This is a genomic window from Shimazuella kribbensis DSM 45090, assembly GCF_000428065.1.
Classification (GTDB): Bacteria; Bacillota; Bacilli; order Thermoactinomycetales; family Thermoactinomycetaceae; genus Shimazuella; species Shimazuella kribbensis.
The window spans coordinates 219,777-245,091 of sequence record NZ_ATZF01000002.1; the positions used below are offsets into that span (position 1 = coordinate 219,777).

Consider the following 25,315-nt stretch of genomic DNA (forward strand, 5'->3'; position numbering starts at 1 on the left):
AAATTTCCCCCAAAGAATAAATCATATTAATTCGTGTGTCAAGTGAATCACATGCGATTTCCATGGTGAATAGGTAGTATATATGTTCCCGATTTGACATCAAAGGTCGTTTTTGTTAATATATTTCGTACCGAACAGTACGTTTTCATCCGAGACATTTGAATATCTATTAATGAAAATATCGGGAGAATGGTTAACTTGATTAGAAAATAAAGGAGGGAAAATAGTATGGGGCGAAAACGTGAATTCGATGAGGAAAAAGCATTAGATGCCGCGATGCAGGTTTTTTGGAAGAAAGGCTATCACGCTACATCATTGACTGATCTGACTACAAATATGGAATTGCAACGACCAAGCATCTATTCAGCCTTTGGTGACAAAGAAAAATTGTTTGAAGCAGCACTGCGTAACTATACAAAATTACATATTTCTAACATTCGTTCAAAACTTCAATATAACAAGTCGGTAAAAGATACAATACGTTTGTTTTTTGAGGACTTAGTCGAAGAAAAATGCCAAGGGAATCAGAATAAGGGATGCTTTTGTATCAATACCATGGTAGAACTTGCTCCGCATGATGAAAAGTTTGAAATTTTAACAAGGGAGCACCAAATGTATCTTTCTGTCATTTTTCAAGAAATGATACAAAACGGGATACAATCAGGTGAATTTCATAGGGACTTAGATGCCAAAGCCTTAGCGCAAACCTTAGTTGTTTCTTTGATTGGGATTACTGTTTTGATGAAATCACGTCCTGAACGTTCCTTTATTGATAATGCTATAATTAGTACACTATCATTATTGAAATAAGGCAGGAGGCAAAGACAGAGGTCACTTATATTTATGGGACAAACTATGATGTGCGACTTGAAAGTCATCTCTGTAATGATTTTCTATGACCAACTAAAGGCAATTGTAGTAATAGGTACAGTTTTCTGGATACCTTGATAAAAGTCAATCATATCAACATTTCTTAGCTCTACATGTGGTTAGTAACTGTGTTCATAAATCAATGTTCATTTACTAAGGGTCCCGCCGTCAAAACGCGGAATTTCCCCTCTAGGGATATAAGTTAGTCTTTGGGCTTAATTCATGTTCAATGGATGAAGAGAATCTAGAGAAGTAGGTTTGCAAGCGAATGAATACTCTCCTAGAAAATTGATGTACTCCCAATTAAGGGTAAGGTACCGATTCACACATGAGGGACCACTCTGGAAAATATATGAATCTATCGTGCCGCTTTTGAACTTATCTCGGACGGATCCCCTCATTGTCAAACGATGAGTGTCGTTTTGTTATATGATACATGTTGTAATACATAAATTCTAATGAGAGGTGGAGAAATATGCAAAATTATAAAAATCACGCTCAGATAGTTCCTGTATTTCATTATTTTTTAGCCCCATTAGCTCTACTAACTACTCTGTCAGCTATTGTTTATTGGGTGTGGTCTATGACTAATGAAGGGCCATGGATTCCTGCATCCCTTATTCTTCTGGTCGCATTAATCACAACTATCGGACTTTTCTTTGCACGACTGTTTGCAACGAAGGTTCAAGATCGTGCGATTCGTGCTGAAGAGAGCTTACGCCATTACATCTTAACCGGAAAGCAAATGGATTCTTATTTAACAATAAAACAAATCGTTGCCTTACGTTTTGCTTCAGATGAAGAATTTCCCCATTTGTGCAGGGAAACTATCGAAGAAAATCTGACTCCTAAAGAAATCAAACAAGAGATAAAAAACTGGAGAGCAGATCATAATCGTGTTTAGTAGGCCCAGTGACAGGATTTCTACCATAGACCGCAAAGTAGAATTATATTTATTTATATAAGAAATTATCTCCCTTGTAAGTTATAACCATAAGACAAAAAGACCAGCTTTTTTATATTAGAGCTGGTTTAACTTATTTAACATTGCTCAGTGTCCCCTGACGTCCCAGTTTCCCTTAAAGCGGCTTATTTGCTATTTTTTATGCGGAAGTTTACCCTATTATTTTTCTATTTAAATACAATGCCCCGTGTGATTAGTCACGCGGGCATTGCACACCACTTCGCCAGTTATTTTAATGAAATGGCAGGGGTTACCTCATGTGTGTGTAAAAGGATGTCAAACCAACTACTTAATAGTCCATTTATATGTGGAGGTTCTGTTTGGGGATCATAGTAAGGGCCAATCGCACGTACTTTTGTTGGGGTGTTAAGCCACGCTTTGACCGATTCTGGCTTTTTCACATGCAGGTCCAGAATATACATATCCAGTTTAGCTTTACTAAGAACTGCTTCCACAAAATCTGAGGGAGGGAACGAAATAGGATTCTGTCCTAATCCATAATGAAAAGTTAAACCAATAGAAACATAATCTTTTCCAAAGTAATCCCGAAGGTAACTGCCCTGACTATATCCGCTCTTGAGCATGTTATTATTAGCTGTATGTCCAATTCCACCCCAATAGACAATCTTGTTACCAGTATGTTTGTGCCATAAGATGATATTTTTTGCAAATCGTTGGTCGATGGAAAGATTATCTATGCCTTGATGTTCATAAAATTCCAAGATAAAACGGGCATACTGAATCGCGAGTTCATAACCGTTGTAAGTAGGGAGATTACATATAAGTATATAGACCTGTTGAGCATGATCGATGAAAGCTTGTTTGTTTTGCTGTTTGGAGTACCATTTAGCATGCTCATCCATGTCACGAGAAGGACGGAGTATCGAAAAGTGGGTTTTGAGCTCTTCCATCCGTTCTGGTGCGGTTGACTGTACATAGTCAAACACAACATCAAATGCTTCCAAATGGATTGGCCCTGAGTAACCACCAAATATTTGTAGACTATCAGATGGATTTTGTTGATTGTATGATCGCATCCACAGAATCACTTCAAGTACTTCTTCTGTTTGCAAAGGCCCCCAAGCTCTAGAGAGCAATATTCTAGGATCGCCATTACCTGTTCGCAAATACTCATTTAGCTGGATAGCTAAAGCCCAGTGCATTTCCAAGACAAGCGAACGGAAGTTTAAAGACTCAACTAGAAATCTTAATGCTTGATGCTTGATGATGTAAAGCTGATGAGCGTTACGGGCACCTCGGGTTGACTCTCCAAACCCAATGATTTTTGAATCAGATACCATAGGACCTAATGCTGCTAGATCAATTAAAGAATCTTCAGACTCCATAGTGATAAGGGAATGAGCATGATCCCTAATCCACTCGATCACCTCACCTCTACGATCTAAGTCGGATTGTACTTTCCTCATAAATGATCACCCTTGTTCTTGAATGTCGCATTCCACAGTTTCTTGAATTAATTTGATGATTAAGATAACTATTCTCAATAGGAATAAATATCTGCCCGTGTTTCTCAATAACCTTTTTGTTCTTTCCTGATAACTCCTGAAAATAAGTGTTCACATATGATTCGACATCTTCTAGTTTACATTCCTGTAGTCCAATAACTTTTGAGCAATAAATTTCTTTAATGGAAGATAATATTCCTTCCATATATCATCTATTTTCACTTTGATAGCTCCTCTCTGATTTTATTCCGTATACTTATAAAATCATTATAAAATAGAATTGATAAAATACTTCCATCACAAAAAACATTAAAACAAACTGTACTTTTTTGCATCTTTTTTATTTTGGTTCGTCATCATCTGTGAAACCAAAAATAAAAAACGATGAGATCACAAAATGAACAACAAACAATTATTAACTTATAATCAAAAAAGAGAAATCCAACAAATAGCTGTAGTAACACCTGATATCGAAAAAACGATGAAAGCATGGGTGGATAACTTAGGCATTGGTCCATGGATTGTAGTAACAGTGAACGGAAAATCACTTAACTACATGCATTATCAAGGGGCATTAGCGGAAGTGCCATTTGAATTTATCATCGCCATGGCAAATGTAAGTAATAATCAATTCGAATTGATTCAACCAGTATCTGGTCCTACCATCTATGAGGAATTTTTGAGAGATACTGGGGAAGGACTGCATCATATCAAAGAAAAAATCGCTGATAAAACAGTACTGTTATCGACGCTAGAAAAATATAAAACAAAAAGTTTAAAGATTACCCAAGATGGTAGTTTTGGAGAAGATGTACACTATTATTTAAATACAGAAGATAAGCTAGGATTTTCATACGAACTTGGAAATTCTCCAGATATGGAACTCCCACCAGATATGTACACCATTTATCCTTCTGAAAAAGAATAATATTTGTTTTACAATGGCCTTCATTTTAGAGAGGCCTTTTTATTTTTTGAGGAATCTCTCTTGAAAAGTAAAGCAAGGAGATTGAGGGATCACCGTAGCATTTCGGGAAAAACACACACCGAGACATATTTTAGACACAATTCAACCGACTACCTACACATTAAGGTAAATAATCGGTTGAATTGTATTACTCTTTTCTAGTACTATTTGGATGCAAAAGCCAATGCGTCAAAAGAAAAATATCTATGCTCCAAATGCCGAAAAATACACAAAAAGGGAGAGCGTTCCCCTATTACCATCCTTAATCCCTTGGATGAAGAAGAGTTTTTTTGTGGAGAATGTGTAGAAGTGATTAAAGGGGATAATGCCACCACTATTCCAGATGAACACAAGTATAGATGCTCTGTTTGTACAACAGAAAAAGACAAAATCAAAGATATCCCTGTCAAAGTAGCTAACAACGTGAGGGAAATGGGTACATTATGTACGAATTATTTTAATCTCACCTTTAGACCAAAGAAGAAAAAATGCCACAGGATCAATGAAATTTCGATCAAGAGTCTGATAACTAAAGGCTCTTTTTGTTTTTTTAAAAAAAGATATGACTCAAGTCAAATTTAATAAGATTGCTATATACTCAAATTTGAGTATAATGAATTTGGAAGTAGTTTATTTTCTTATATACAGATGTGAAAGAGAGGAACTTGAAAATGAACCAACAGAAATCAAAAACGAGCTGGACGCTGCTGGCGCTGCTACTCGGTATTTTTATGACCGCACTCGACCAGACGATCGTCTCTACGGCAATGCCGACGATCGTCAAAGAACTCGGCGGACTCGACAAGTTCGTGTGGGTGTTTTCCGCATACATGATTGCCTCCGTCGTCTTCACACCGATTTTTGGCAAACTATCCGACATGTACGGACGAAAGCTGTTTTTTGTATTCGGCCTCATACTTTTCATGATCGGCTCGGCACTTTGTGCAACAGCTGATAATATGACGCAATTAATCGTATTTCGCGCGATGCAAGGCATCGGCGGCGGCGCGTTGATGCCGATCGCTTTTACAATCATCTTCGACATTTTCCAGCCGGAGAAACGAGGAAAAATGAACGGTCTGTTAGGCGCGGTCTTCGGTCTTTCGAGTGTATTCGGACCAAGCATTGGCGGATATTTCACAGATTACCTGAACTGGAAATGGATATTTCTCATCAATCTGCCAATCGGCATCATCGCTACGGTTGTGCTGCTGGTGTTCTATCACGAATCGAAAAAACACAACAAACAGAAAATCGACTATATAGGCGCCGTAACGCTTATGGTTTCTGTGTTAAGCCTTATGTTCGCACTTGAGCTTGGAGGAAAAAATTATGCCTGGGGCTCTTGGCAGATCGTCTCTTTATTTGTTGTATCTGCTGTATTTGTCGCACTCTTCCTATTTGTAGAAGCGAAAGTTGCTTCCGATCCGATCGTGAAACTATCCCTATTTCAGAGCAAGTTGTTCACTACCAGCCAGATCCTCAGCTTCATTTACGGTGCCGTCATGATGGTCGGAGCATCCTATATCCCACTCTTCATTCAGGGCGTCAAAAGCGGCTCCGCCAGTACTGCAGGTACAATCATGACACCTATGATGCTTGGCGTAGTTTTCAGCTCCGTATTCGGAGGTCGCTTCTTGAGCAGATTCAGCTATCGCACACTTATGATCATCTCCACCCTTGTGGTCCTAATTGGTGTATCGCTGCTGAGCACGATGAGCGCGGACACGTCAAATCTCATGATCACCACCTATATGGTAGTCATCGGTCTCGGCATTGGCGTCAACTACCCAGTGCTCAACATGTCAGCTCTGCATGACATTCAGCCGCAATATAAAGGAGCAGCGACATCACTCGTCATTTTCTTCCGAACGATCGGCTCTGCGCTTGGTGTCACTGTGTTCGGCGTCATCCAGTCGAACAGCTTGCACAGCCGCATTCCTGCTCCGTTCGTGGAGCACATCGGCGATGGCCGTGGCTTGTTGCAGCCCGAGTTCCAAGAGCAAATCCCGGCTCCTGCGTTGAAGCAGTTACTCGCTGCACTCGCAGACTCCATTATCGTCGTGTTCCAATGGGAAATACTGCTTCCCATTGCCGCTTTTTTCATCGCAATAATGATGACCAAAGCCGGTATTCATCAGACGCGGCAAGGGAAGCAAAGCGCTACCAATCCTGCACATAGCGAACGTCCATCGTTCCAGTCGAGGTAGGTGAGCAAACATGTCTATGAAACTTCTGATTCTCGGCCTCCTTCTTGAAAAAGATATGCATCCTTATGAAATCAGGCAGCTTCTAAAAGAACGTCATCTACTCAAGTTCATTAAAGTCAAGGACGGTTCGCTTTATTATGCAGTCGACCAACTCAAGAAAGATGCTTGCATTGAGATTGTCAACATCATGAAAGAATCCAATCGACCAGACCGCACGATTTACCGTATCACGGATCATGGACGGAAGCTGTTTCAGGTGCTGCTGATAAAGCAATTTTCAACGGATACAACGCTCGAAAACCCGTTGTACACCTCCCTTCCATTCGCTTTCCATGGCGATCAAGCAAAAATTGCTGAGCTGATCACGCACAAGCTGGAAGTAGCAGAGCAGCTAACAGCGCAAATGCGCATTGTCTACGAGGAACACATCCATACTGTACCAAAATCGGTGCTGCATCTGATGGCAGGCTGTTACATGCACGCCAAGACCGAAGCAAAATGGCTGCGTCGCCTGTTGCAAGATGCGAAGCAAGGCCGGCTTGGCGTCATAGGGGAAGCATGGGACCTGGACGCCGATGACAACTAACACAAAAAATGCCTCTGTCACCAACGAAACCGTTGTAACAGAGGCATTTTCCCTTAACTGCTTTTGGTTATTACTTGTTAGAAAAAGAATCCACAAAGACGGTGAATAATCCTAAGCTTCCCACTGGAGGTCTACTTATTTTGTAAGTCTTTTGATGAAAAATATCCCGGTAGCAATTTATTGATCGTTGTTATTTCAAAATCTCCTTTTACGTTTGCCAAAATGATCGGTGTATCATCTTCACAAAATTCGGCAAGGATTTGTCTGCACGCACCGCATGGTGCAATCGGTCCTTCTGTGTCTCCTACAACCGCGATCGCCTGGATCTTCTTTACTCCTTCTGAAACTGCCTTAAACACTGCCGTCCGTTCTGCACAGTTTGTCAGTCCGTAGGAGGCGTTTTCAATATTACATCCGCGATAGATCGTATTGTCAGCAGTCAGCAGCGCTGCTCCTACTTTGAAGTTGGAATATGGGACATAAGCATGTTTACTCGCCGATATTGCTTCATCAATAAGTTGTTTCCATTCCATCATTGACCATCCTCTTCTGTTTTTTGAGCAGGCTAGTCCGATATTACCCTATTAATCCGTTATTATGGTATGAATTAATTTAGGAGCCTCCGCTTTGTCTGATATCGAAATATTTTCATAAATCTTTGCTTTTACATCTTCCACATCTTCACGATTTGCATAGATGGTAACCAATGGTTCACCTTCTTTTACAGCATCGCCAACTTTTTTACGCAATAGTAAGCCAACTGCTAAATCAATCTCATCTTCTTTTGTTGCACGACCTGCGCCTAAAAGCATTGCAGCGATACCAATCTCATCTGCCACCATGTTAGAAACAACCCCTGATGCCTTAGCAGGTACATCCAGTACATATTTAGCTTGCGGTAATTTTTCTGGATGATCTACTATCGAGCTATCTCCACCTTGGTTACGCAAAAACTCTTTGAATTTTTCAATGGCTTTTCCGTTTTTCATCACTTCTTTTAACATTTCACGCGCTTCTTCTAACGTGTCTGCTTTTTTTGCAAGTACAACCATTTGACTTCCTAATACAAGTACCAATTCGGTTAAGTCTTCTGGACCTTCTCCTCTTAATGTATCTATTGCTTCCTTCACTTCCAGAGCATTACCAATCGCAAAACCTAGAGGCTGTGACATATCGGATATAACAGCCATGGTTTGACGACCAACATCTTTTCCGATTCGCACCATTGCATGTGCTAATTCTTTCGCATCGTCTTCTGTCTTCATGAATGCGCCTGCACCTGTCTTCACATCAAGGACAATTGAATTCGCACCAGCCGCAATTTTTTTACTCATTATCGAACTTGCGATTAAGGGAATGGAATTTACCGTTCCTGTCACATCACGGAGTGCATACATCTTTTTGTCTGCAGGTGTTAAATTTCCACTTTGTCCTATAATGGCAACCTTATTGCGGTTTACGATATCAATAAATTGCTCTTTCGTAATTTCAACATGAAATCCTTCTACTGCTTCTAATTTATCTATGGTGCCACCTGTATGTCCTAAACCTCGTCCAGACATTTTCGCAACGGGAACATCTAAAGCAGCTACCAATGGTCCTAAAACTAATGTAGTTGTATCGCCAACTCCACCTGTGGAATGTTTATCTACTTTCATCCCTTCAATCGCGGATAAATCAACTGTTTCTCCTGATTCCACCATAGCCATCGTTAAATCAGCACGCTCACGATCAGACATATCTTGAAAAAAAATAGCCATTGCAAGAGCACTTGCTTGATAATCAGGTATGGTTCCGTCCGTATACCCTTGAATAAAAAATTGAATTTCCTCTTTTGTTAGTTCTTTTCCATCACGTTTTTTCGCGATAATATCTACCATTCTCATCCGATCACCACTCCTTTTATAGTCTTAACCTACAGTTTGAATCGTGGGATAATAGCAAGCTCAGACGATGGAGGTTTCTATCTCTCACAAGTCTGAAAAATTTTCCAAAAACACTTTACAAACATATATTCTGTTGTTAAACTACCAACAGTTGCTCTTTGAAAAGTGGATAGTATATTAGGTTGTGCGAACCAAGCGTTTTGCACGTAAAATGCTATGCGTACCGAAAAATGGCTAGACTGAAAAGCGAAAACCAAGCAATAAGTCTATTCTATGACAAAAGCAACAAAAACTCTTTTCAACCGTGGGGCTCACGGAGTTAGCTTGGTAAATGAAGTAGTCAGAAGGCTACCGTCCCAAGAATCCCATGGCTTCAGCCATGTGGAGTGTCAAATGATTAAACCAACAATTGTTGCGGATAAAAAGCTCACTAACGTCGCTCCGAAAAGTAACTTCAATCCAAACTTTGCTACCACATTTCCTTGTTTTTCATGTAAGCTTTTAACCGCACCAGCAATAATTCCAATGGAAGAGAAGTTTGCGAATGAAACAAGGAACACGGATATAATAGCAGTGGTTCTTTCTGTGAAGTTAAAGTTTCCTTGAGTTAAATTTGTCATAGCTACAAATTCATTGGATACAAGTTTCGTCGCCATTATATTACCAGCGTTCACTGCTTCATGCCAAGGAACTCCGATAATAAAAGCAAATGGTGCAAAGATATAACCAAGGAGTTCTTGGAATGAAATACCAATTATTCCTTTAAACACAGCATTGATGAAAGCAATTAAAGCAATGAATCCAATCAGCATAGCTGCTACCGTAATAGCTACTTTAAAGCCATCTATTATATACTCTCCTAATACTTCAAAAAAGCTCTTTTTCTTTTCCTCTTGTACCTCTAACATATCTTCTTCTTCTGTAACTTCATATGGATTGATAATCGAAGCGATAATAAATCCACCAAACAAATTAAGCACTAAAGCGGTTACAACATAGTGCGGTTTTAATAAAACCATATAGGATCCAACGATAGACATCGAAACTGTCGACATCGCAGACGCACATAATGTATATAATCTTCTTTCCGAAAGTAAACCTAACTGTTTCTTAACGGAAATAAACACTTCCGATTGTCCTAAAATTGCGGAAGCCACAGCATTGAATGATTCCAGTTTCCCCATGCCATTTACTTTACTTAAAGCTAAACCAATATATTTCACAATAAACGGCAACACTTTTATGTGCTGTAAAATACCAATTAAAGCCGAAATAAACACAATTGGCATTAATACACTTAAAAAGAAGGAAAATTCTTTTTGATTTGCCAAACCGCCAAATACAAAATTAATTCCTTCACCAGCATATTTTAACAATAGCCCAAAACCATCTGCGACTCCAGTGATAAGTACATTTCCCACACTCGTATTCAATAGAACAAAACCTAAAATAAACTGCACTATCACCATGGTGATAATCGGACGATATTTGACTTTTTTTCTATTATTACTAGCAAGCCATGTGATACCTAAAATAATTATGAGTCCGATAATACCTATTACATACTTCATAAAATTTACTCCCCTTTTTGTATCCGCTTACATATTTTTTTAAAAAAATTATATTCGTCAACCATTTATGAATCTATTTCTGCCCATGATTTTGATGAATTAGTAATTATCTGTAGCACTTTCTTTTCCATTTAAGACAATCGCAACACTTGCACTTGCACCGATTCTCGAAGCTCCAGCTTCCACCATTTTCACTGCATCTTCTCGCGTGCGAATGCCACCAGATGCTTTTACCCCAACGTTTTCTCCGACCGTTCGGCGCATCAATGCAATATCTTCCGCAGTTGCTCCACCTGTGGAAAATCCAGTTGAAGTTTTGACAAAATCAGCACCAGCTTTTACAGCTACTTGGCAAGCACGAACTTTTTCTTCCTCTGTTAACAAACAAGTTTCCATAATAACTTTTACAAGTGCCTTTCCTTTTGCAGCTTGTACCACTTCGTCAATATCCTTTTCAACAAGTTCATAATCTCCATCTTTTAATGCTCCGACATTGATTACCATATCTACTTCCGTAGCACCTTTTGCAATTACATCTTTGGTTTCAAATACTTTTGTCTCTGTAGTATTTGCACCTAAAGGAAATCCAATAACTGTGCAAACATCTACATCATGTCCTGCTAATTTTTCAGCAGCTAATTTTACCCAGATAGGATTCACACAAACAGAAGCAAAATTATATTTCTTCGCTTCCTCTAAAAGTTTTAAGACATCATTTTTTGTAGTATCCGGTTTCAAAGCTGTATGATCAATTAACTTTGCAATGTTCATTTTCTTTACTCCTCATCTCTTATACCAACTTCATTCTAACTTCGCATTGAACAAATGTAAACACTCGTTTGAAATTTTGTTCATGGTTTTTTATGAAAAATATATTATCTACTAACTATCTTGTTACCATTTTTATCTTTCGTTATTATTTTTATCAGATTATCTACTCTTCCAATAAAAAAAGGCCTCTCTATTTCATTACTTTTGAGAGAACCTGCTATCTTTCACGTTTTTATAATTTAGTAACTCTTTTGCGGTATGCTGATCTATAATCAACACATTCGCGTACCCTCCGCTTAACGCACCATCAATCGCTTGTACTTTTTTAGAGCCCCCAGCAACAAGAATGGAACTTTTTTTTAAGCGTAACTCTGCTAAATCAATACCAATGGTGCGCTGATTAATTTCCTCGCTGCAAATATTACCGTCACCATCAAAGAAGCGTGAACAAATATCACCAACAGCTTGCTCTTTCAATAAACTCATTTCTTGTTTATCAAAATAACCTAATCGAAATAATAAAGTTTCGTCTTGAACTGTTCCGACCGTAAAAATTGCAATATTCGCTTGTTTTCCCATTTCAATAATATGGCGAATATGTCGATCCTGTTCTACTAATTCTTTTGTAACAGCGTTGTCAAATATAACTGGAAGCGGTAAGTTTCGTGGTGTTGATTGAAAGGCATCCGAAAACAAAGTAATTGTTTCATTTGCATATGTATTCACACTGGAATGACTAATACCTCCTTTCAATTGAACAACCTCTACGCCTTTTACAGTCTGAGGCACCATTTTTCTGGCGATTTCATACATCGTTGTCCCCCAGCTCACACCAACGATATCACCATTGGTAACAGACTTCGCCAAATATTCAGCAGCATACTTACTAATGTATTCTGTAATGGCTGTATACTCTGGTGTTGGTGAAAATACAACATGTGCTTCTATTAAATGATATTTTTCACGAAGTAGATTTCCTATATTATCTAAATCTGCAAATGGATCCGCTATGTTAATTTGAACGAACCCTTTTTCTTTCGCATATTTTAACAATCTAGAGATCGTTGGTCTGGAGATATTCAATTTATTAGCAATTTCTTGTTGGCTGTAATCGGATTGGTAGTATAATCTTGCAACTTCCACACTTAATTGCTGTTTCTCTTTGTCCATAGTAACCATTTAGAAATCCTTTCTGCATTTTTATCTCCTTACATGCCATTATACTCCTACGCATTATAACCCAAAAGTTCGATTAGCGAATTAATAGCCGACATTTTAAGATTATCCATCTTCTATTATTAGTTTTAAAAGATATTCACCTGCTTATCATACAAATAAAACATGTACTTGGATGCTAGATTCGTAACATATGCGCAAAATTCCGCTAAATATATTCTAGCAACCTCCTTTTCTTCCCTTAACAGGCTAATAATACAACGAAAACGAAGGTTTTTAAGACTTCGTTTTCTTGTCAAATAAATTCCCGCAAGTTTTCAGCAGAAATATAATTAGATAATTTCTTTTCTATTTTATTGCTGAAACACACCGCTTTATAAGGAAAATCAAGATAGAATGCTAATCTTCGTTGATGTTTAGACTCTGTCTAAATTATTTTCTAACGAATCAGAAGATTTATTTTTCATAATAGGAATCATAACCAACCCACCAAGTAAAAAAAGTATACTTGCAGCTGAATAGATAGATACGAGCGAATAGGTGCTTTTCAAAACGCCAGCACATGACATCGATAACACCATCATGCCCACGAACATCGGATTAAGCAATCCATTCACTCGACCAACAATGGAGGCATGCGACCATTTTAAGATCATGGTACTAATCCCAATATGAATACATGGTAATACGAGACCATTTATAAATTGTGTGATCAGCGTTATCGAAACACTAGTTGAATATCCAATGATAATTGTACAAAGCGCACAAGTCACCATTCCAAATGCTAACAAATATTGTGGTTGGATGCGTTTTGCGATAACAGCAATAACCCCGCCTCCTATCAGCATCGCTCCACCGCTTACCATCAACATATACTGTAAAAATTCTTCCGGTTTTCCTAATCTCTCTGTAACAATGAACAAGTTGAGCGTTTGAATAACGCCAACAGCCAAACCCGCCAAAGCGAATGAAACTCCAAGCATTCTGAGCATGGGACTCTTCCATACATAACGAAAACCTTCCACAAATTCGCTTCGAAATTGGTTCTTTCCCATTTTCGAAGCAGGTTTAAGCTTATCTTTTGGTAATCGTATAAGTACAAGAGCCGAAAACAAAAATACAAATCCCATTACTGTAATGGATATTTCCAGTCCGAAATTGCTGTAAAAAAACGTTCCCAACATTGGACCAAGAATCGAAAAAGTAGCCATTACCGACTGATATAACGCCATCATCTGCTGTACTTGATCTTCGGAAACATGCTCTTTAATTAGTCGCATTCCTGACGGTTGCGAGAACTGAGACAAAATAGCCGAGATAAACGTAACAAAGTATACCGACTCCCATGTACCAAAATGTATCGCAAACAAAACCAGAAATACAGAAACGGAGGAAAGCAAATCACACCAAATCATTGTCTTTCTTGGCATCCAACGATCTGCAAATGTTCCACCAATAAAGGAAAATACAAAAATTGGGGCAAATTCAGCTATGCTAATTAACGATATTGCATAGGGATCGTTGTTTGTTTTATCCGCAACATACAGCAATATAGCGAAGTTCCTCACCCATATCCCTATCTGCAAAAGTATGTTTGATAATAATATGGTTTGTATAAATCGATTGCCGATCAAACCGGGTGTCTTTACAGCTTCTTGTTTTGAATTCATTTTTATTCACACTCCTTTTTAGATAATCCTTTCACCTAATCCTGTTCGCCTTTCTCTGAAACCTGATTTTCCCAATTGGTAAAAGCTTTATCAATCTCTTTCACTAGTTTCATACATGTCTTAAACCCAAACACTTACCCATCATCAGCTTCACCATTTTACTTTATCTATCCACTCCTCAAATGTTACTATCATAATCGTACAACATTTACGCAATCTTTCGGTTTATCAGCAAAAACACTTGATTTTCATGCATTTTTTTCATCTAATATTGTTGCTGTACTTTAAGCTTATACTTCAAAGAATGGAGAATCTGATGAATAGCATCTTTACACCAAAACAGATTGCCGAACAACTAAATATCAGCACAACAACCTTACGCAGGTATGAAGAGCTAGACTTGATACCTGATGTTCCTAGAACAATCAGCAACCGTAGATACTATACACCTACTCATGTCCAAGCCTTTGCCACCATTCGTGCACTGATAAAGGGATATGATATTCCTGTTGCCTATGAAGTAATGAAAAAAATAAAACATGGGGATATAGTAGAGGCAATTTGGCTAATCAATCAACAGTTACACGATATTCACATGGAAAAACAGAGAGTGGAATCCATCTTGGGCATGATCCAACAAACCGATTTCTCTAAATACAAAAACAATAAGATAACAGATGCGATGACTATCGGGGAAGTAGCAAAAATATGCGGTGTCAATTCTTCCGCCATTCGGCATTGGGAAAAAGAAGGACTAATCCGATCAGAAAGAAATATCCAAAATGGATATCGAATATTTACATCTCATGAATTAAGAAAAATCATCGTGATCAGCAGTTTGAGAAAAACAGTTTACTTCATAGAAAACATGAAGCAGCTACTTGATGATCTCGACACAAGAAACTTAGAAAGCGTCAAAATATCCTTTCAGCGTGCTTTAAAAAAACTGAATGATCAATTAACCAAACAATATGAAGCAATTGCTACCATGATGAAATACATACAAATGAAACATCAAAAAAGCATTCATAATCAATGATGGATGCTTTTTTGAGTTTCATGTTATGGATTTTCTAAAATCAAGAGAAGCACCTTTATTAAGTTCCATAATTGTCCAACTTTAGTCATTCGTTAACTAACTTGACGAATAGAGCAAGTGCTTGTCCTACTCCAGATCGATAATTCGACGATCTCCTTAAAATCATGGATTTGCAAATTTAATTCAGCAAGTCATTTTTGCTTCCAGTCAGGACAGGATTTCAATTTAAGAACGTGTAAATCTTATCAAGAAAAATTGGCTCTTGTTTAGTGAATGTCGATATGATTTTTTTGGTTTATCCTAATGTCATCTGGTTCATTTATCCGCATAGATTAGGGGACTGCTAATCCTCTAATATTTTTTTTATTCTTTTTTATATCATTGTGTTACAAAGGATGTTACCAATTAATGACTAACCTTTACTCTGCCAGTGTAACTTACTACATGGTTTGACCCTTACTGTGACAACTCTATTTTACTATAATCTATATAGGATTTTCATTAGACATTATTACTATAATAGCTTGAATAACTTTTGTAACCACACGATAAATCGTGCGGGAAACTAGAGATGGTATAAGAACAACCATGTAAATAAATAAACTCAGGAAAATCTTCTATAGTACAAATAGAGACTATCTATCACCATTGTCTCCTCCATCTATAAGTTACATTTTGATGCTTTATTTTCTCTTTTCTTACACACCTACCGTTAACCTTAGTGCTGCTGAATAACTAAGCTAGACCCTTCCTTCCACGCTTTCATTTTCACCCTCCCACCAATCGGAAAGGTAAACATGGGGCTGGTATGACCAAAGTCTACATTTGCTAGTATGGGTAAACCACTTAGCTCTTTCTTAGAAGTTATTATCTTTTGTAAGAGCTCGTTTGTTACAACACTTTTACGTTGAAATCTCCCAATAAGAATGCCTTTAACACCTTCGAAATCTGGTTGATGGATAAGAGATTGCAAATCTCGATCAAAAATATCTGGAAAGGTAAGGTAGTCGTCTTCTAAGAACAGAATGCTATCTTCCAGAGATGGCATGTATTTCGTTCCTTGAAGTAGGTTTAATGTGCATAGATTCCCTCCTATGCTCACTCCCTCTGCTTCTCCTTCTTGAATAACATTCCAACCACTATTCGCATGAAAAGTTCTATTTTCTTGATCCAAATACCATGCATCGTCACTCCAATCGGTTGAAGAGTTCACAGTAAATGAATCTCCCCTCATAAGACACTTTTGAAAATAATCAATGGTATATTCCATTCCTTTTTTCATTCCAAACGTAGAAAAATGCGGGCCAGAATACGTAACAAGGCCTGTTTTGGCATAAATAGCATTTGCGAGAGCAGTAATATCCGAGTACCCCACAAGTACCTTTGGATTTTGCTTAATCAGTTGATAATCCAAATATGTTAATAATTGATTACAGTTATATCCTCCAATCGTCGTGATAATTCCATCCACAGTCTCATCAGCAAAAGCATCATGAAGATCCTTGATCTTCTCCTCTATAGAAGAGGAACCAAAAGCATCCATTACAGATGCATGTTGTGAAATTGAGACAGTAAATCCTAGATTTCTTAATCTTTGCATAGCGATTTCTATCGTTTCTTTTGATAAAATAGAAAAGCTTTTGGATGGAGAAACAACTCGGATATGATTTCCTACTTGAATTTTTTTAGAGATTAACATGATCCAGCAACCCTTCCCCTTTTTTATTGTAAGCAATGTAATTTTAAGTCTATCTATGTTTATGCTTGTGCAATGATAATAGCTGCCTCTTCCTCTCCATTACCAAAGAACTAGGTAATGGAACATGTTCAATTAAAATGTATCTATCAAACTACGATCCCAGATAATTTCTTTTACAATCATTGTTTCACCTGTCCTTTCATTAAAATAAGCCTGCTTTTTTGATTATATTGATGTGGGTTATTTTCAACTATATAGGATTTTATTTGTAGTGGGGACTTTGAACATCACTCCTCGAAGTATGTTCAGAGTCCTTCTCGTCAAAACGGAGTCTACCCGGCCAGCAGCTTTTCGATCGTCTGGAAGTCCTTCCGGCAATAGTGACACTGGCGGGAGTCATCTTGCGTGACCAATGTGGCTGCCTTTATTTAGACATAATATCGATCTAAACGAATAATGAATTAGGACAAGTGATGTTGTATATGAACAATCAAAAAATACCACCCGCATGAGTGGCGATTACTTTGTATTTAATATTTTTGCTTTCTCTGATTGGAATTCTTCTTCCGTTAAAATCCCTTGATTCTTCAACTCTCCAAGCTCTTTTAATTGTTGTATAACTGTCTCTGTTCTGTTCTCGTCTATTACTGATTGGTCTTGTGACGCTATCTGATCTTTTGTAGATTTTAGTTTATTATTCTCATTGATGTAATCTGATACCCGATCAAGAAAGATAGGAAGAATGTCTAATTCTACATTTGTGATTTTAATCTTTTTCTCACCGAAGTAAACAACAATATCCCCCGTCATTATCCCTGGAATTTCTTGCATATAAGATATTTCATCATATAGAACATATTTAACCTCGAGTGAGAAAATTCCCTTTTTGATAAAAATCAAACGCCTATCTGTTGCCACTAATATCCCTTTCCCGCCGATCAAATTTTTTGGAATTTCGCCTTCCCATAAGATATTTGGTAGCTCTTTTGCTTCTTTTCTTCCAAGAAACTTGCTACCAATGCTCCTTCTCATAAGTCTTTTGATCTCTTCGTATGTCAACATGAGCTCCACCCTTAAAAATATTTAGGAATGCTCTCAATATATCATATACAGCTGATTCTCAATACAAAAAAACAACCTACTTTGAATGGTATTATTCCAATATAACATCCGACGAGGGGCATAGCTAATCCTAAAACAACCATAAAGATTATAAATCCAATCGAAAGTTTAATTGAAGGTTTTGGTGAAGCTGAGAATTTCTCCTCTTGACCAACTGGAAGTGGACCCATCGAAAGGAGAAGATTGCATTAGACAAGAGATGGTGAGACACCGCTCTGGAAACCACTGGAGCGGTGCTACTAATGAAATCCGGAAGCAATCACAATATTTCGATATAACCATTTGTTCCATTTACTCGAATACGTTGCCCATCTTTTATCAACGTGGTGGCATTTTCTACTCCGACAACTGCTGGCAAGCCATATTCACGTGCAATAACAGCTCCATGTGTCATCAGTCCGCCAACTTCGGTGACGAGACCTTTAATCGATACAAACAATGGTGTCCAGCTAGGGTCGGTAAAAGTTGTAACCAGTATATCTCCTTCTTCTAAATTTGCATCTTCCATCTTTAAGATGACACGTGCTCTGCCTTCTATAACTCCGGAAGAAACCGGCAGACCGACAATAGCTTCAGCGGGGAGATTTTCTCGTTTGTATTCACCTACAATGATTTCACCATCAGACGTGATAACACGTGGAGGAGTTAGCTTCTCATATCGTTTGTACTCGTCTTTTCGTTTGTCGATGATCTGGTAATCCAGTTTATTTGTGCGTACGACTTCGCGAAGTTCTTCAAAAGTGAGATAGTATATATCTTCTTTTTCATGAATAACTTTGGTATCTACAAGCTGTTCAGCTTCTTTCAGTAAAGCCTGTTTATAAACGAAATAGCGATTAATCATGCTGTATTTTGGATACTCTCGATAACCAATGAAATTCCGGATTAGGCTGATCATTCGCTTTGTCTTTTTGGCTTTTCGTTTACCATCCGGTAACTGCTTTAATCGATCTAATAGTTCTCGTTCTTTTTTCATGGCTTCTTGTTGTCCTTGCTCGAATTTCCGCTTGCTAGCATTCGGTCCAAAATTTTTGATGTTACTGAGGATCATGGGGATGAGTGTAGTTGGTCTTTCACTCCAACGAGTATTGGTAATATCGATTTCTCCGGTACATCGCATTCCGTATTTGTTGAGATAAGTATGGATGGCGTCTTGGGTTTCCTGTCCGCCATCAAACTTAACCAGTTCATCCAAAAAGTTATCCTCTTTTACATGTTGTAAATAATCAATTACTTCTGGATAAGGACGAATCACATCGGCAACATCCAATAGCGCCAAACCCATTTCCGAAGTAATATTGTTTGGTACAGATAGAGAAAACGTGTCTGCTACATTTTTCTCATCTAACCACTTCTTCATTTTTTTATTGATCCATGATGAAGCATATACAGCAACCATAATCGCACCCAAACTTTGTGGGTTGAATAAAATCTTCCTCAATTGCTGGTAATCTTCTAGAATATAATCAAATAAATCCAATCCTGATTTCATTTGAATGTTTTGTTTTAACTCTTCTATCGATGTTTCACTACTCTTTATCAAATCAGGAATGATTGTTGGATCGTTTTGGATGTAGATCTTCGCGATTTGTACTAGAAACCCCCAAGACATACCTGCATTGTTTTTTCGAAGACTCAGAACCTTTTTACCATTAGGTAATGGCTTTATAAATTTTTTTCGCTTCACGATGGTCGTAAGTGCGTCTTTTATGAGCGGATCGGATTGTCCCATTGCATGTAATAAAATTTTTCTGCTAATAGGTGAAGCCAGATCATGTGTATAATCGATAAACATTCTTCCTCCTGCTATGTTTTGTGGTTGATCAGGTGTTAAAAAATGAAAGAGAGATATTCCTAATGGTTTGATCGGTTCTGTCATCATCTGCTGATGACCAATCGAAACATAGACATGGTTCTCTTTATCTTTTGCTTCTGGAATGGGATATAAAGTAGTGATGGGTCTACTTTGTACAATATAAAACGTATCATCAACCAGACACCATTCGATATCTTGTGGGCAACCAAAATAAGCTTCGATCTGTCTGCCTATGTGTGCAAGCTGTAAAATTTGTCGTTCGGTAAGTGTTTGCGTCTTTTGCAGATCAGGATCAATCTCCTGCGTTTCTGTACCTCCTTCTTTCCGTCCATAGATAGCCAGTTTTTTGGTTGCGATCATCTTATCAACGATTTTATCTTCTTTGACCTTATAGCAATCGGCAGATACCAAGCCGGAGACAAGAGCCTCTCCTAGTCCAAAACTAGCATCGATTGATAGCAGCTTTCGATTGGAAGTAATCGGATCAGCAGTAAATAATATTCCTGAAGCCTGTGGGAAAACCATCTTTTGGACGATAACAGATAGATAAACTTGGCTGTGATCAAACCCGTTTTGGATTCGGTAAATTACGGCCCGATCCGTAAATAGGGAAGCCCAACATTTGCTTATGTGTCGCAATATTTCATCTTTCCCGATAATATTTAAATAGGTGTCCTGTTGTCCTGCGAAAGAAGCATGTGGTAAATCTTCGGCAGTTGCACTGGAACGCACCGCATAAGCATGCTCGTCGCCAAACTGAGAAAGATAGTGAGCAACAGCTTTCACAACATCGGAGGGAATATCAATTTGCTCGATGATTTGCCGAAACTTCCTGCTGATTTCGCCAATTTGATCACGATCTTCTACTTTTAGCAGTGCTAATTTATCCAACAATGCTTGAAACGTTTCGTTTTGTTCGAGGGCTTTTTGATATCCCAGTGTGGTAACACAAAATCCTTCTGGCACTAGTATTCCTTGAACCTTCGATAATTCCCCTAAATTTAACCCTTTTCCGCCAACGAGCAAAAGCTGTTTTTTTTCCATTTCCTGAAAACCGAGAACCAAAGAACTCATTATATATCTCTCCTAACCAGTACTTTTCTTTTGGTTTCTTTGATATATTTAAGTGCTTTGTTTTGATTCTAGAATGATGGCATCCTCTTTTTCTTCTTCCTATTTCATTTGCTTTCAGTGACTATCGACATCTTTCTTGTTAAATGAATAGTTAGAATTATACTCCTTATCATAATATTAACATATGGTGGTGAACAGTCTGAATATTCACCTAAACATGCATAACACGTACAGTAGAGAGAGTATATTTTTTAAAATGAACAATAGAAGGGTTATGGAAAGATTTCATTTTCATATTTTAAAAAAATAACAATAGATAGTGATAAAACAGATTGTGCCTCTATAACCAGAGATTCAATCTGTTTTACTAAAGTGTTTAAGTATATTTCTTTCTCCTTACATATTGTTGTAGGTATAAATGAAATTCCTTCGTGGTGAAAGTTGTTGTTCTGTTTTTATTGAATAAAGGGAAAGTAAACACATAATGTATTTCTCCACAGATTTGTCTAGTACTTGACTTCACTTTTGGTGTGAAACGTTTATAAGGATGTATGCCTTAAAGTAACTTTGGATTTTGTTTGATTAGGATATTAGAGTAATGGATTGCAGTTATTCCCTCGAGTATGGGTGTATGAAAGTTCAATACGATTCAATATGATGTGTTTTTGTAATAATTAAATCTCACTGATCAGTCCATCTATTCCTTTGCTCATTTCGGAGCCTACTCCATTCATTACTTCTCAGTATTCATCGATTGATGCTGTTGTAGTTTTTCTTTAATGGATTGCACTGAATTCAGATCATTCATTGTAAATGAAAACGAACTTAACGGATTTTGATTATATGGATTCTCATGATTTTGTGGAAATGTTGCATAATAGTTAACAGTAATGTTGGTTTCCATTGTCTGGAGTTTCGAAATTTGGGAGAACTGATAGATTTGTTCCGCCTTCTGCTCTATGCTCTGATTCCCGTCCAATAAATGTACATAGAAGGATGTATGGGAGGGAATCTTCTTTAGTTTATTTGGATAATCTTTTACTGATCCTGTATAACTCACAAGATTATTATTGGTACTATGATACGATACGTTCACTTGCATTATCATATTTTTGATCTTCAAACGTGATTGCACAAGTCGCTGGAGGTCGTAGGTCATATATTGCTCCAAATAATCATTATAATACGATCCCCCATAACTGCGATGATAGTTAACAGTAAACACAATTTCGGGATTGGACTGAGGTGAAGCTTCTGCGGTAAAAAGTTCTCTATTACAATCTTTCTCTTCCTGCTTCGTTAGAGCAATACATTTCTTTTTGGCTGGTTTTATAACAAATGATTCCTTATATTGTTCCTCTAACTCCTTTTTTGCAGTTTGTTCAAACTCCTTTAGATTCACAGGCTTTCTCCATTCATTCTGTGAGCAAGCTACAAGTAAAAACATAACCACCAATAAACCGTTCACAAACCATTTCTTTCGATTCATTTAAAATCCCCCATGCTTTGTGTTTCATGTTGTAATTTTTTAGAATAAGGAGATATTGTAAATCACCATTTTTTCATTGGGAAGCTACTCAAAATCATCAATGAAATCGGACAATCTCCTTTCCATATCATAAAAAGTTTCCCTTGACCAAAGATTTACCAAATCCACTTTCTACCCATGGACAATCCCCACCACATATCTGTACACTTGATACGAAACATATATCATTTCCACAAAAAAGCTACCAATCAGAAGAAATAATCAGTAGCTTTTCTCTCTATGTTAATTTCCCTTATTTTTGCCTCCGGAAAGCGCGGTCGGGTAACCCGTCCACACCATCCGGTGACGACTATCGCTGCACTGTCTCTTCCATCCGATCAGCCAGCCACAATCCTAGAGAACGTCGGAATCGTGCTTTTTTAATAGCACTGTAAATGTCCGGCTTCTTCGGAAACTCGGGGTTTCCTAGAAGCAATTCCAACGTGCTGAGATCATGAGGATCATTGTCGAAGAGAAGGTTCGAGACTGGTTTGTCCAAACGGACTTGGTCATACGCCAAGTTATAACCCCACAGCGTACGATCCTTGTTCCGTTGGATAAACAGTTCCATCTCCATCATGATGTCGAGCCGTGACTTTACATTGGGGTGAGCACAGTCTAGTGACCCGTTTTTCGTTGGGAGATTCGCCTCCAGGTTGAGAAGAACATGTGGCAAATACTCTTGGTTGAACTCAGAGGAGAAAACATAATACTCCTCCTCCGGAGAAACAAGACTGATGGAAATCAGCTCGTCTCCACTCATCACTGCACCAAAATAGATGCCCTCGCGAATAGATTGAAGATTCATCGCGTCACGTTTCCTTCTCATTTTGAACGACCGCCGATAGTCGTCATTACTGCTATTTTAATATAGATTAATGCTTTTCGAAAATATATTAAAAAAACAAACAACAACTAAATATCACTCCATTAGTGAAATTGGTTGTAAAGTAGAAGTATAATCTATAAAAACGGCTAAACTTATCTTTGGCTCTCGTGAAGAAACGACGTTTTTATATTACTTATGTTCTTCTGGTTGAATCCATATTTCATTCGGTTCATTTATTCGAATAGATTAGGGGATTGCCAATCCTCTTGCCTCTTTCCGTTTTACCCTTTTTCACATAAGTGTGTTACCAATCAGAGCTTTACACTCACTTTCTATGAAAGAAAGAACAACAACTAATTAAATTTCTGACAATTCGTATTTTGACCCAAAAGGGCTATTCTTTGTTACTTTCACTTTATGCAGAAGCAAAAATTGAGATAGATGAAGTTACGAATAGACCTTATATACGATCATTAAAATTAAGCAAGAAATGCTAACAAAAAAGGACTTCTGTTATAGTAGGCAGAAGTCCTTTTCTCATATGCCCTTAATTCCCATGCGTTCATATGCATTTTAGATGATTTACTTTCTATTGCTATTATTACAGTGTTCCATTTGGATCAGTCCAATTGAAAAAGAAGTACTTTCGATACTATGATCCATTTTTCACCTTTTTGATGAGAGAAATAATCCCTTCCATAATGATTACTGCGATTAGTGAGAGTCCGAATAATGGCATAGCTACCCCTAAAACAACCATAAAGATAATAAATCCAATCGAAAGTTTACTTGATGTTTTTGGTGGTGCCGAAAATTTCCCCTCTTTTTTTCGAGATAACCATGTTTTCATTCCCCAGAAAATAACGAATAGAAAAGCAAGACAAACCAATAAGTTCATCAGCTTATTCGGCCATCCAAATAAATGACCTTCATGTAACGGTATCCCCCATGTAAACCATTTTGCTAAAATGCCATAATCTTGATAGCTTACTTTTGAAATCATATTTCCACTATATTGATCGAAATAGGCCGTCATTTCCTCATATGGGCTAACGTCTAAACCAGTGATTCCCGTATTACTACCCTTCGATACGGTATAAACGCCATCTTCAGTCGCTGGATAAAGAATAGAATAAGGTTTCGAAATGCGAGATTGCTCAACCTTATGGATCAATTGTTCCACATTTATCCTGCTGTCACTTAACATACTTGAGTTAGGAGACATATCACCATGATGTGCATGAGATTTGCTGGAAGTAGGTGCCTCATTTTTACGAGTAGCCCATGGAATTTCACTCCTATCCGAAGTTGGCGGCTGTTGTTTTAATGTTGGGATTCCAATAGACGAATACTTTTGAGCTGCTGAATAGATCAAATCGCCCATAAATGCGGACCAAGGCAATCCGGTAAAAATAACGATTATCATAGGAATGGTAATAATAGTCCCCGCTAAGGCATGCAATTTTTTACTTTTTTGCCGCTTCGTTGGGTTCGGAATCTTTCTTAATGCTTTTCCTTTAAATGTCATATAAATACCAGTAAGCAGCATAAAGATTGCCCAGCATGCAGCTAATTCCACTAAGTAATTTACAATCGTTCCACCAATAAACAGAGAACTATGTGTTTCTCTCATCATATTTGAAAATGTATATTTTGCACTTTGACTACCAACTATTTCATAACTATCATCCAGGAATACATATTTTTGGTCGCCATTTTCATTTGTCATGGTTAAGCGTGTATTAAACGGATCATCTAATAAAATAACTTTCGAGACCGAATATCCTTTGTATTGCTCTACCGTCTTTTCAATACCTTCATCTATCGTTAATTGTTCTGTTATTTCGCTTTTTCCAAAAAATAAGTCATGGTAAGCTTTCTTTTCTACATCTGTATAAAATAAATATCCAATGCCACTTAGTGTAAGGGTAATCAGTAATGGTGTGATAAATAATGCTGCATAAAAATGCCACCGCCAAATTACATTGTACAAACGATTTCCATTTTGTTTCTCTTGGTTTTCTTGATTCATATCTCTTTCTATCCACTCCTTTTTTTCTTCCAGTAATAA

At 37.7% G+C, this 25,315-nt stretch carries 20 protein-coding genes; 7 read left to right on the forward strand and 13 right to left on the reverse strand.

Translation table 11 applies throughout. The annotated features are described in order from the left end of the window. Nucleotides 1-228: 228 nt before the first annotated feature. The gene (locus A3GQ_RS0104515; protein ID WP_028776044.1) at nt 229-810 is read left to right on the forward strand and encodes a TetR/AcrR family transcriptional regulator; all 582 of its coding nucleotides are present in this window, start codon (nt 229-231) and stop codon (nt 808-810) included. Nucleotides 811-1,345: 535 nt separating this feature from the next. Then, nucleotides 1,346-1,774: a DUF6526 family protein gene (locus A3GQ_RS0104525; RefSeq protein WP_028776045.1), complete on the forward strand. Its 429-nt coding sequence runs from the start codon at nt 1,346-1,348 to the stop codon at nt 1,772-1,774. 287 nt (nt 1,775-2,061) lie between these two features. On the opposite strand, the gene A3GQ_RS0104530 is transcribed toward A3GQ_RS0104525, so the two are convergent. Beyond that, nucleotides 2,062-3,261 (reverse strand): erythromycin esterase family protein, encoded by a 1,200-nt coding sequence (locus A3GQ_RS0104530; RefSeq protein ID WP_028776046.1) that lies wholly within the window; start codon nt 3,259-3,261, stop codon nt 2,062-2,064. 436 nt (nt 3,262-3,697) lie between these two features. Between A3GQ_RS0104530 and A3GQ_RS0104535 the strand changes: the two genes are divergently transcribed. The 4 genes from A3GQ_RS0104535 (at nt 3,698) to A3GQ_RS0104555 (ending at nt 7,063) form a co-directional block, all read left to right on the forward strand. After that, nucleotides 3,698-4,228, forward strand: coding sequence for a VOC family protein (locus A3GQ_RS0104535; RefSeq protein WP_028776047.1), 531 nt, complete (start codon nt 3,698-3,700; stop codon nt 4,226-4,228). A 207-nt stretch (nt 4,229-4,435) separates the two neighbouring features. After that, on the forward strand, nt 4,436-4,849 hold the full coding sequence (locus A3GQ_RS0104545) for a hypothetical protein (RefSeq protein WP_169818243.1): 414 nt from the start codon (nt 4,436-4,438) through the stop codon (nt 4,847-4,849). A gap of 89 nt (nt 4,850-4,938) precedes the next feature. Continuing rightward, the gene (locus A3GQ_RS23395) at nt 4,939-6,477 is read left to right on the forward strand and encodes an MDR family MFS transporter (RefSeq protein ID WP_051271205.1); all 1,539 of its coding nucleotides are present in this window, start codon (nt 4,939-4,941) and stop codon (nt 6,475-6,477) included. Between the two features lie 10 nt (nt 6,478-6,487). Further along, nucleotides 6,488-7,063 (forward strand): PadR family transcriptional regulator, encoded by a 576-nt coding sequence (locus tag A3GQ_RS0104555; RefSeq protein ID WP_028776049.1) that lies wholly within the window; start codon nt 6,488-6,490, stop codon nt 7,061-7,063. A gap of 131 nt (nt 7,064-7,194) precedes the next feature. Here the strand turns inward: A3GQ_RS0104555 and A3GQ_RS0104560 are convergent, their stop codons facing one another. From A3GQ_RS0104560 to A3GQ_RS0104585, 6 genes are all read right to left on the reverse strand, one after another. Beyond that, nucleotides 7,195-7,596 carry a cytidine deaminase gene (locus tag A3GQ_RS0104560; RefSeq protein WP_028776050.1) on the reverse strand — a complete coding sequence of 134 codons (402 nt, stop codon included), beginning with the start codon at nt 7,594-7,596 and terminating at the stop codon, nt 7,195-7,197. 51 nt (nt 7,597-7,647) lie between these two features. After that, nucleotides 7,648-8,949 (reverse strand): pyrimidine-nucleoside phosphorylase, encoded by a 1,302-nt coding sequence (locus A3GQ_RS0104565; RefSeq protein ID WP_028776051.1) that lies wholly within the window; start codon nt 8,947-8,949, stop codon nt 7,648-7,650. A 389-nt stretch (nt 8,950-9,338) separates the two neighbouring features. After that, the gene (locus A3GQ_RS0104570) at nt 9,339-10,520 is read right to left on the reverse strand and encodes a NupC/NupG family nucleoside CNT transporter (protein ID WP_028776052.1); all 1,182 of its coding nucleotides are present in this window, start codon (nt 10,518-10,520) and stop codon (nt 9,339-9,341) included. Nucleotides 10,521-10,619: 99 nt separating this feature from the next. Continuing rightward, nucleotides 10,620-11,291 carry a deoxyribose-phosphate aldolase gene (deoC, locus tag A3GQ_RS0104575; RefSeq protein ID WP_028776053.1) on the reverse strand — a complete coding sequence of 224 codons (672 nt, stop codon included), beginning with the start codon at nt 11,289-11,291 and terminating at the stop codon, nt 10,620-10,622. Nucleotides 11,292-11,489: 198 nt separating this feature from the next. Next, on the reverse strand, nt 11,490-12,461 hold the full coding sequence (locus A3GQ_RS0104580; protein ID WP_028776054.1) for a DNA-binding transcriptional repressor DeoR: 972 nt from the start codon (nt 12,459-12,461) through the stop codon (nt 11,490-11,492). A 422-nt stretch (nt 12,462-12,883) separates the two neighbouring features. Then, a complete protein-coding gene (locus tag A3GQ_RS0104585; protein WP_028776055.1) occupies nt 12,884-14,137 on the reverse strand; it encodes an MFS transporter in 1,254 nt (417 codons plus the stop codon). Nucleotides 14,138-14,453: 316 nt separating this feature from the next. Between A3GQ_RS0104585 and A3GQ_RS0104590 the strand changes: the two genes are divergently transcribed. Then, nucleotides 14,454-15,176 carry a MerR family DNA-binding transcriptional regulator gene (locus A3GQ_RS0104590; protein ID WP_028776056.1) on the forward strand — a complete coding sequence of 241 codons (723 nt, stop codon included), beginning with the start codon at nt 14,454-14,456 and terminating at the stop codon, nt 15,174-15,176. A 718-nt stretch (nt 15,177-15,894) separates the two neighbouring features. Here A3GQ_RS0104590 and A3GQ_RS0104595 read toward each other — a convergent pair. The 6 genes from A3GQ_RS0104595 to A3GQ_RS0104620 all read right to left on the reverse strand — a co-directional run bounded on the left by A3GQ_RS0104595 (nt 15,895) and on the right by A3GQ_RS0104620 (nt 25,276). Further along, nucleotides 15,895-16,875, reverse strand: coding sequence for a S66 family peptidase (locus A3GQ_RS0104595; protein ID WP_028776057.1), 981 nt, complete (start codon nt 16,873-16,875; stop codon nt 15,895-15,897). 519 nt (nt 16,876-17,394) lie between these two features. Beyond that, nucleotides 17,395-17,937: a PH domain-containing protein gene (locus A3GQ_RS0104600; RefSeq protein ID WP_028776058.1), complete on the reverse strand. Its 543-nt coding sequence runs from the start codon at nt 17,935-17,937 to the stop codon at nt 17,395-17,397. Nucleotides 17,938-18,256: 319 nt separating this feature from the next. Beyond that, nucleotides 18,257-20,887 (reverse strand): phosphoenolpyruvate synthase, encoded by a 2,631-nt coding sequence (gene ppsA, locus A3GQ_RS0104605; protein WP_028776059.1) that lies wholly within the window; start codon nt 20,885-20,887, stop codon nt 18,257-18,259. Nucleotides 20,888-21,620: 733 nt separating this feature from the next. Next, entirely contained in the window at nt 21,621-22,376 is a 756-nt protein-coding gene (locus A3GQ_RS0104610) for a hypothetical protein (protein ID WP_028776060.1), read from the reverse strand. Nucleotides 22,377-22,725: 349 nt separating this feature from the next. Next, complete coding sequence (locus A3GQ_RS0104615) at nt 22,726-23,244, reverse strand: hypothetical protein (protein WP_156877545.1); 519 nt, start codon at nt 23,242-23,244, stop codon at nt 22,726-22,728. 652 nt (nt 23,245-23,896) lie between these two features. Then, nucleotides 23,897-25,276, reverse strand: coding sequence for a PepSY-associated TM helix domain-containing protein (locus A3GQ_RS0104620; RefSeq protein ID WP_037463982.1), 1,380 nt, complete (start codon nt 25,274-25,276; stop codon nt 23,897-23,899). Nucleotides 25,277-25,315 lie beyond the last annotated feature (39 nt).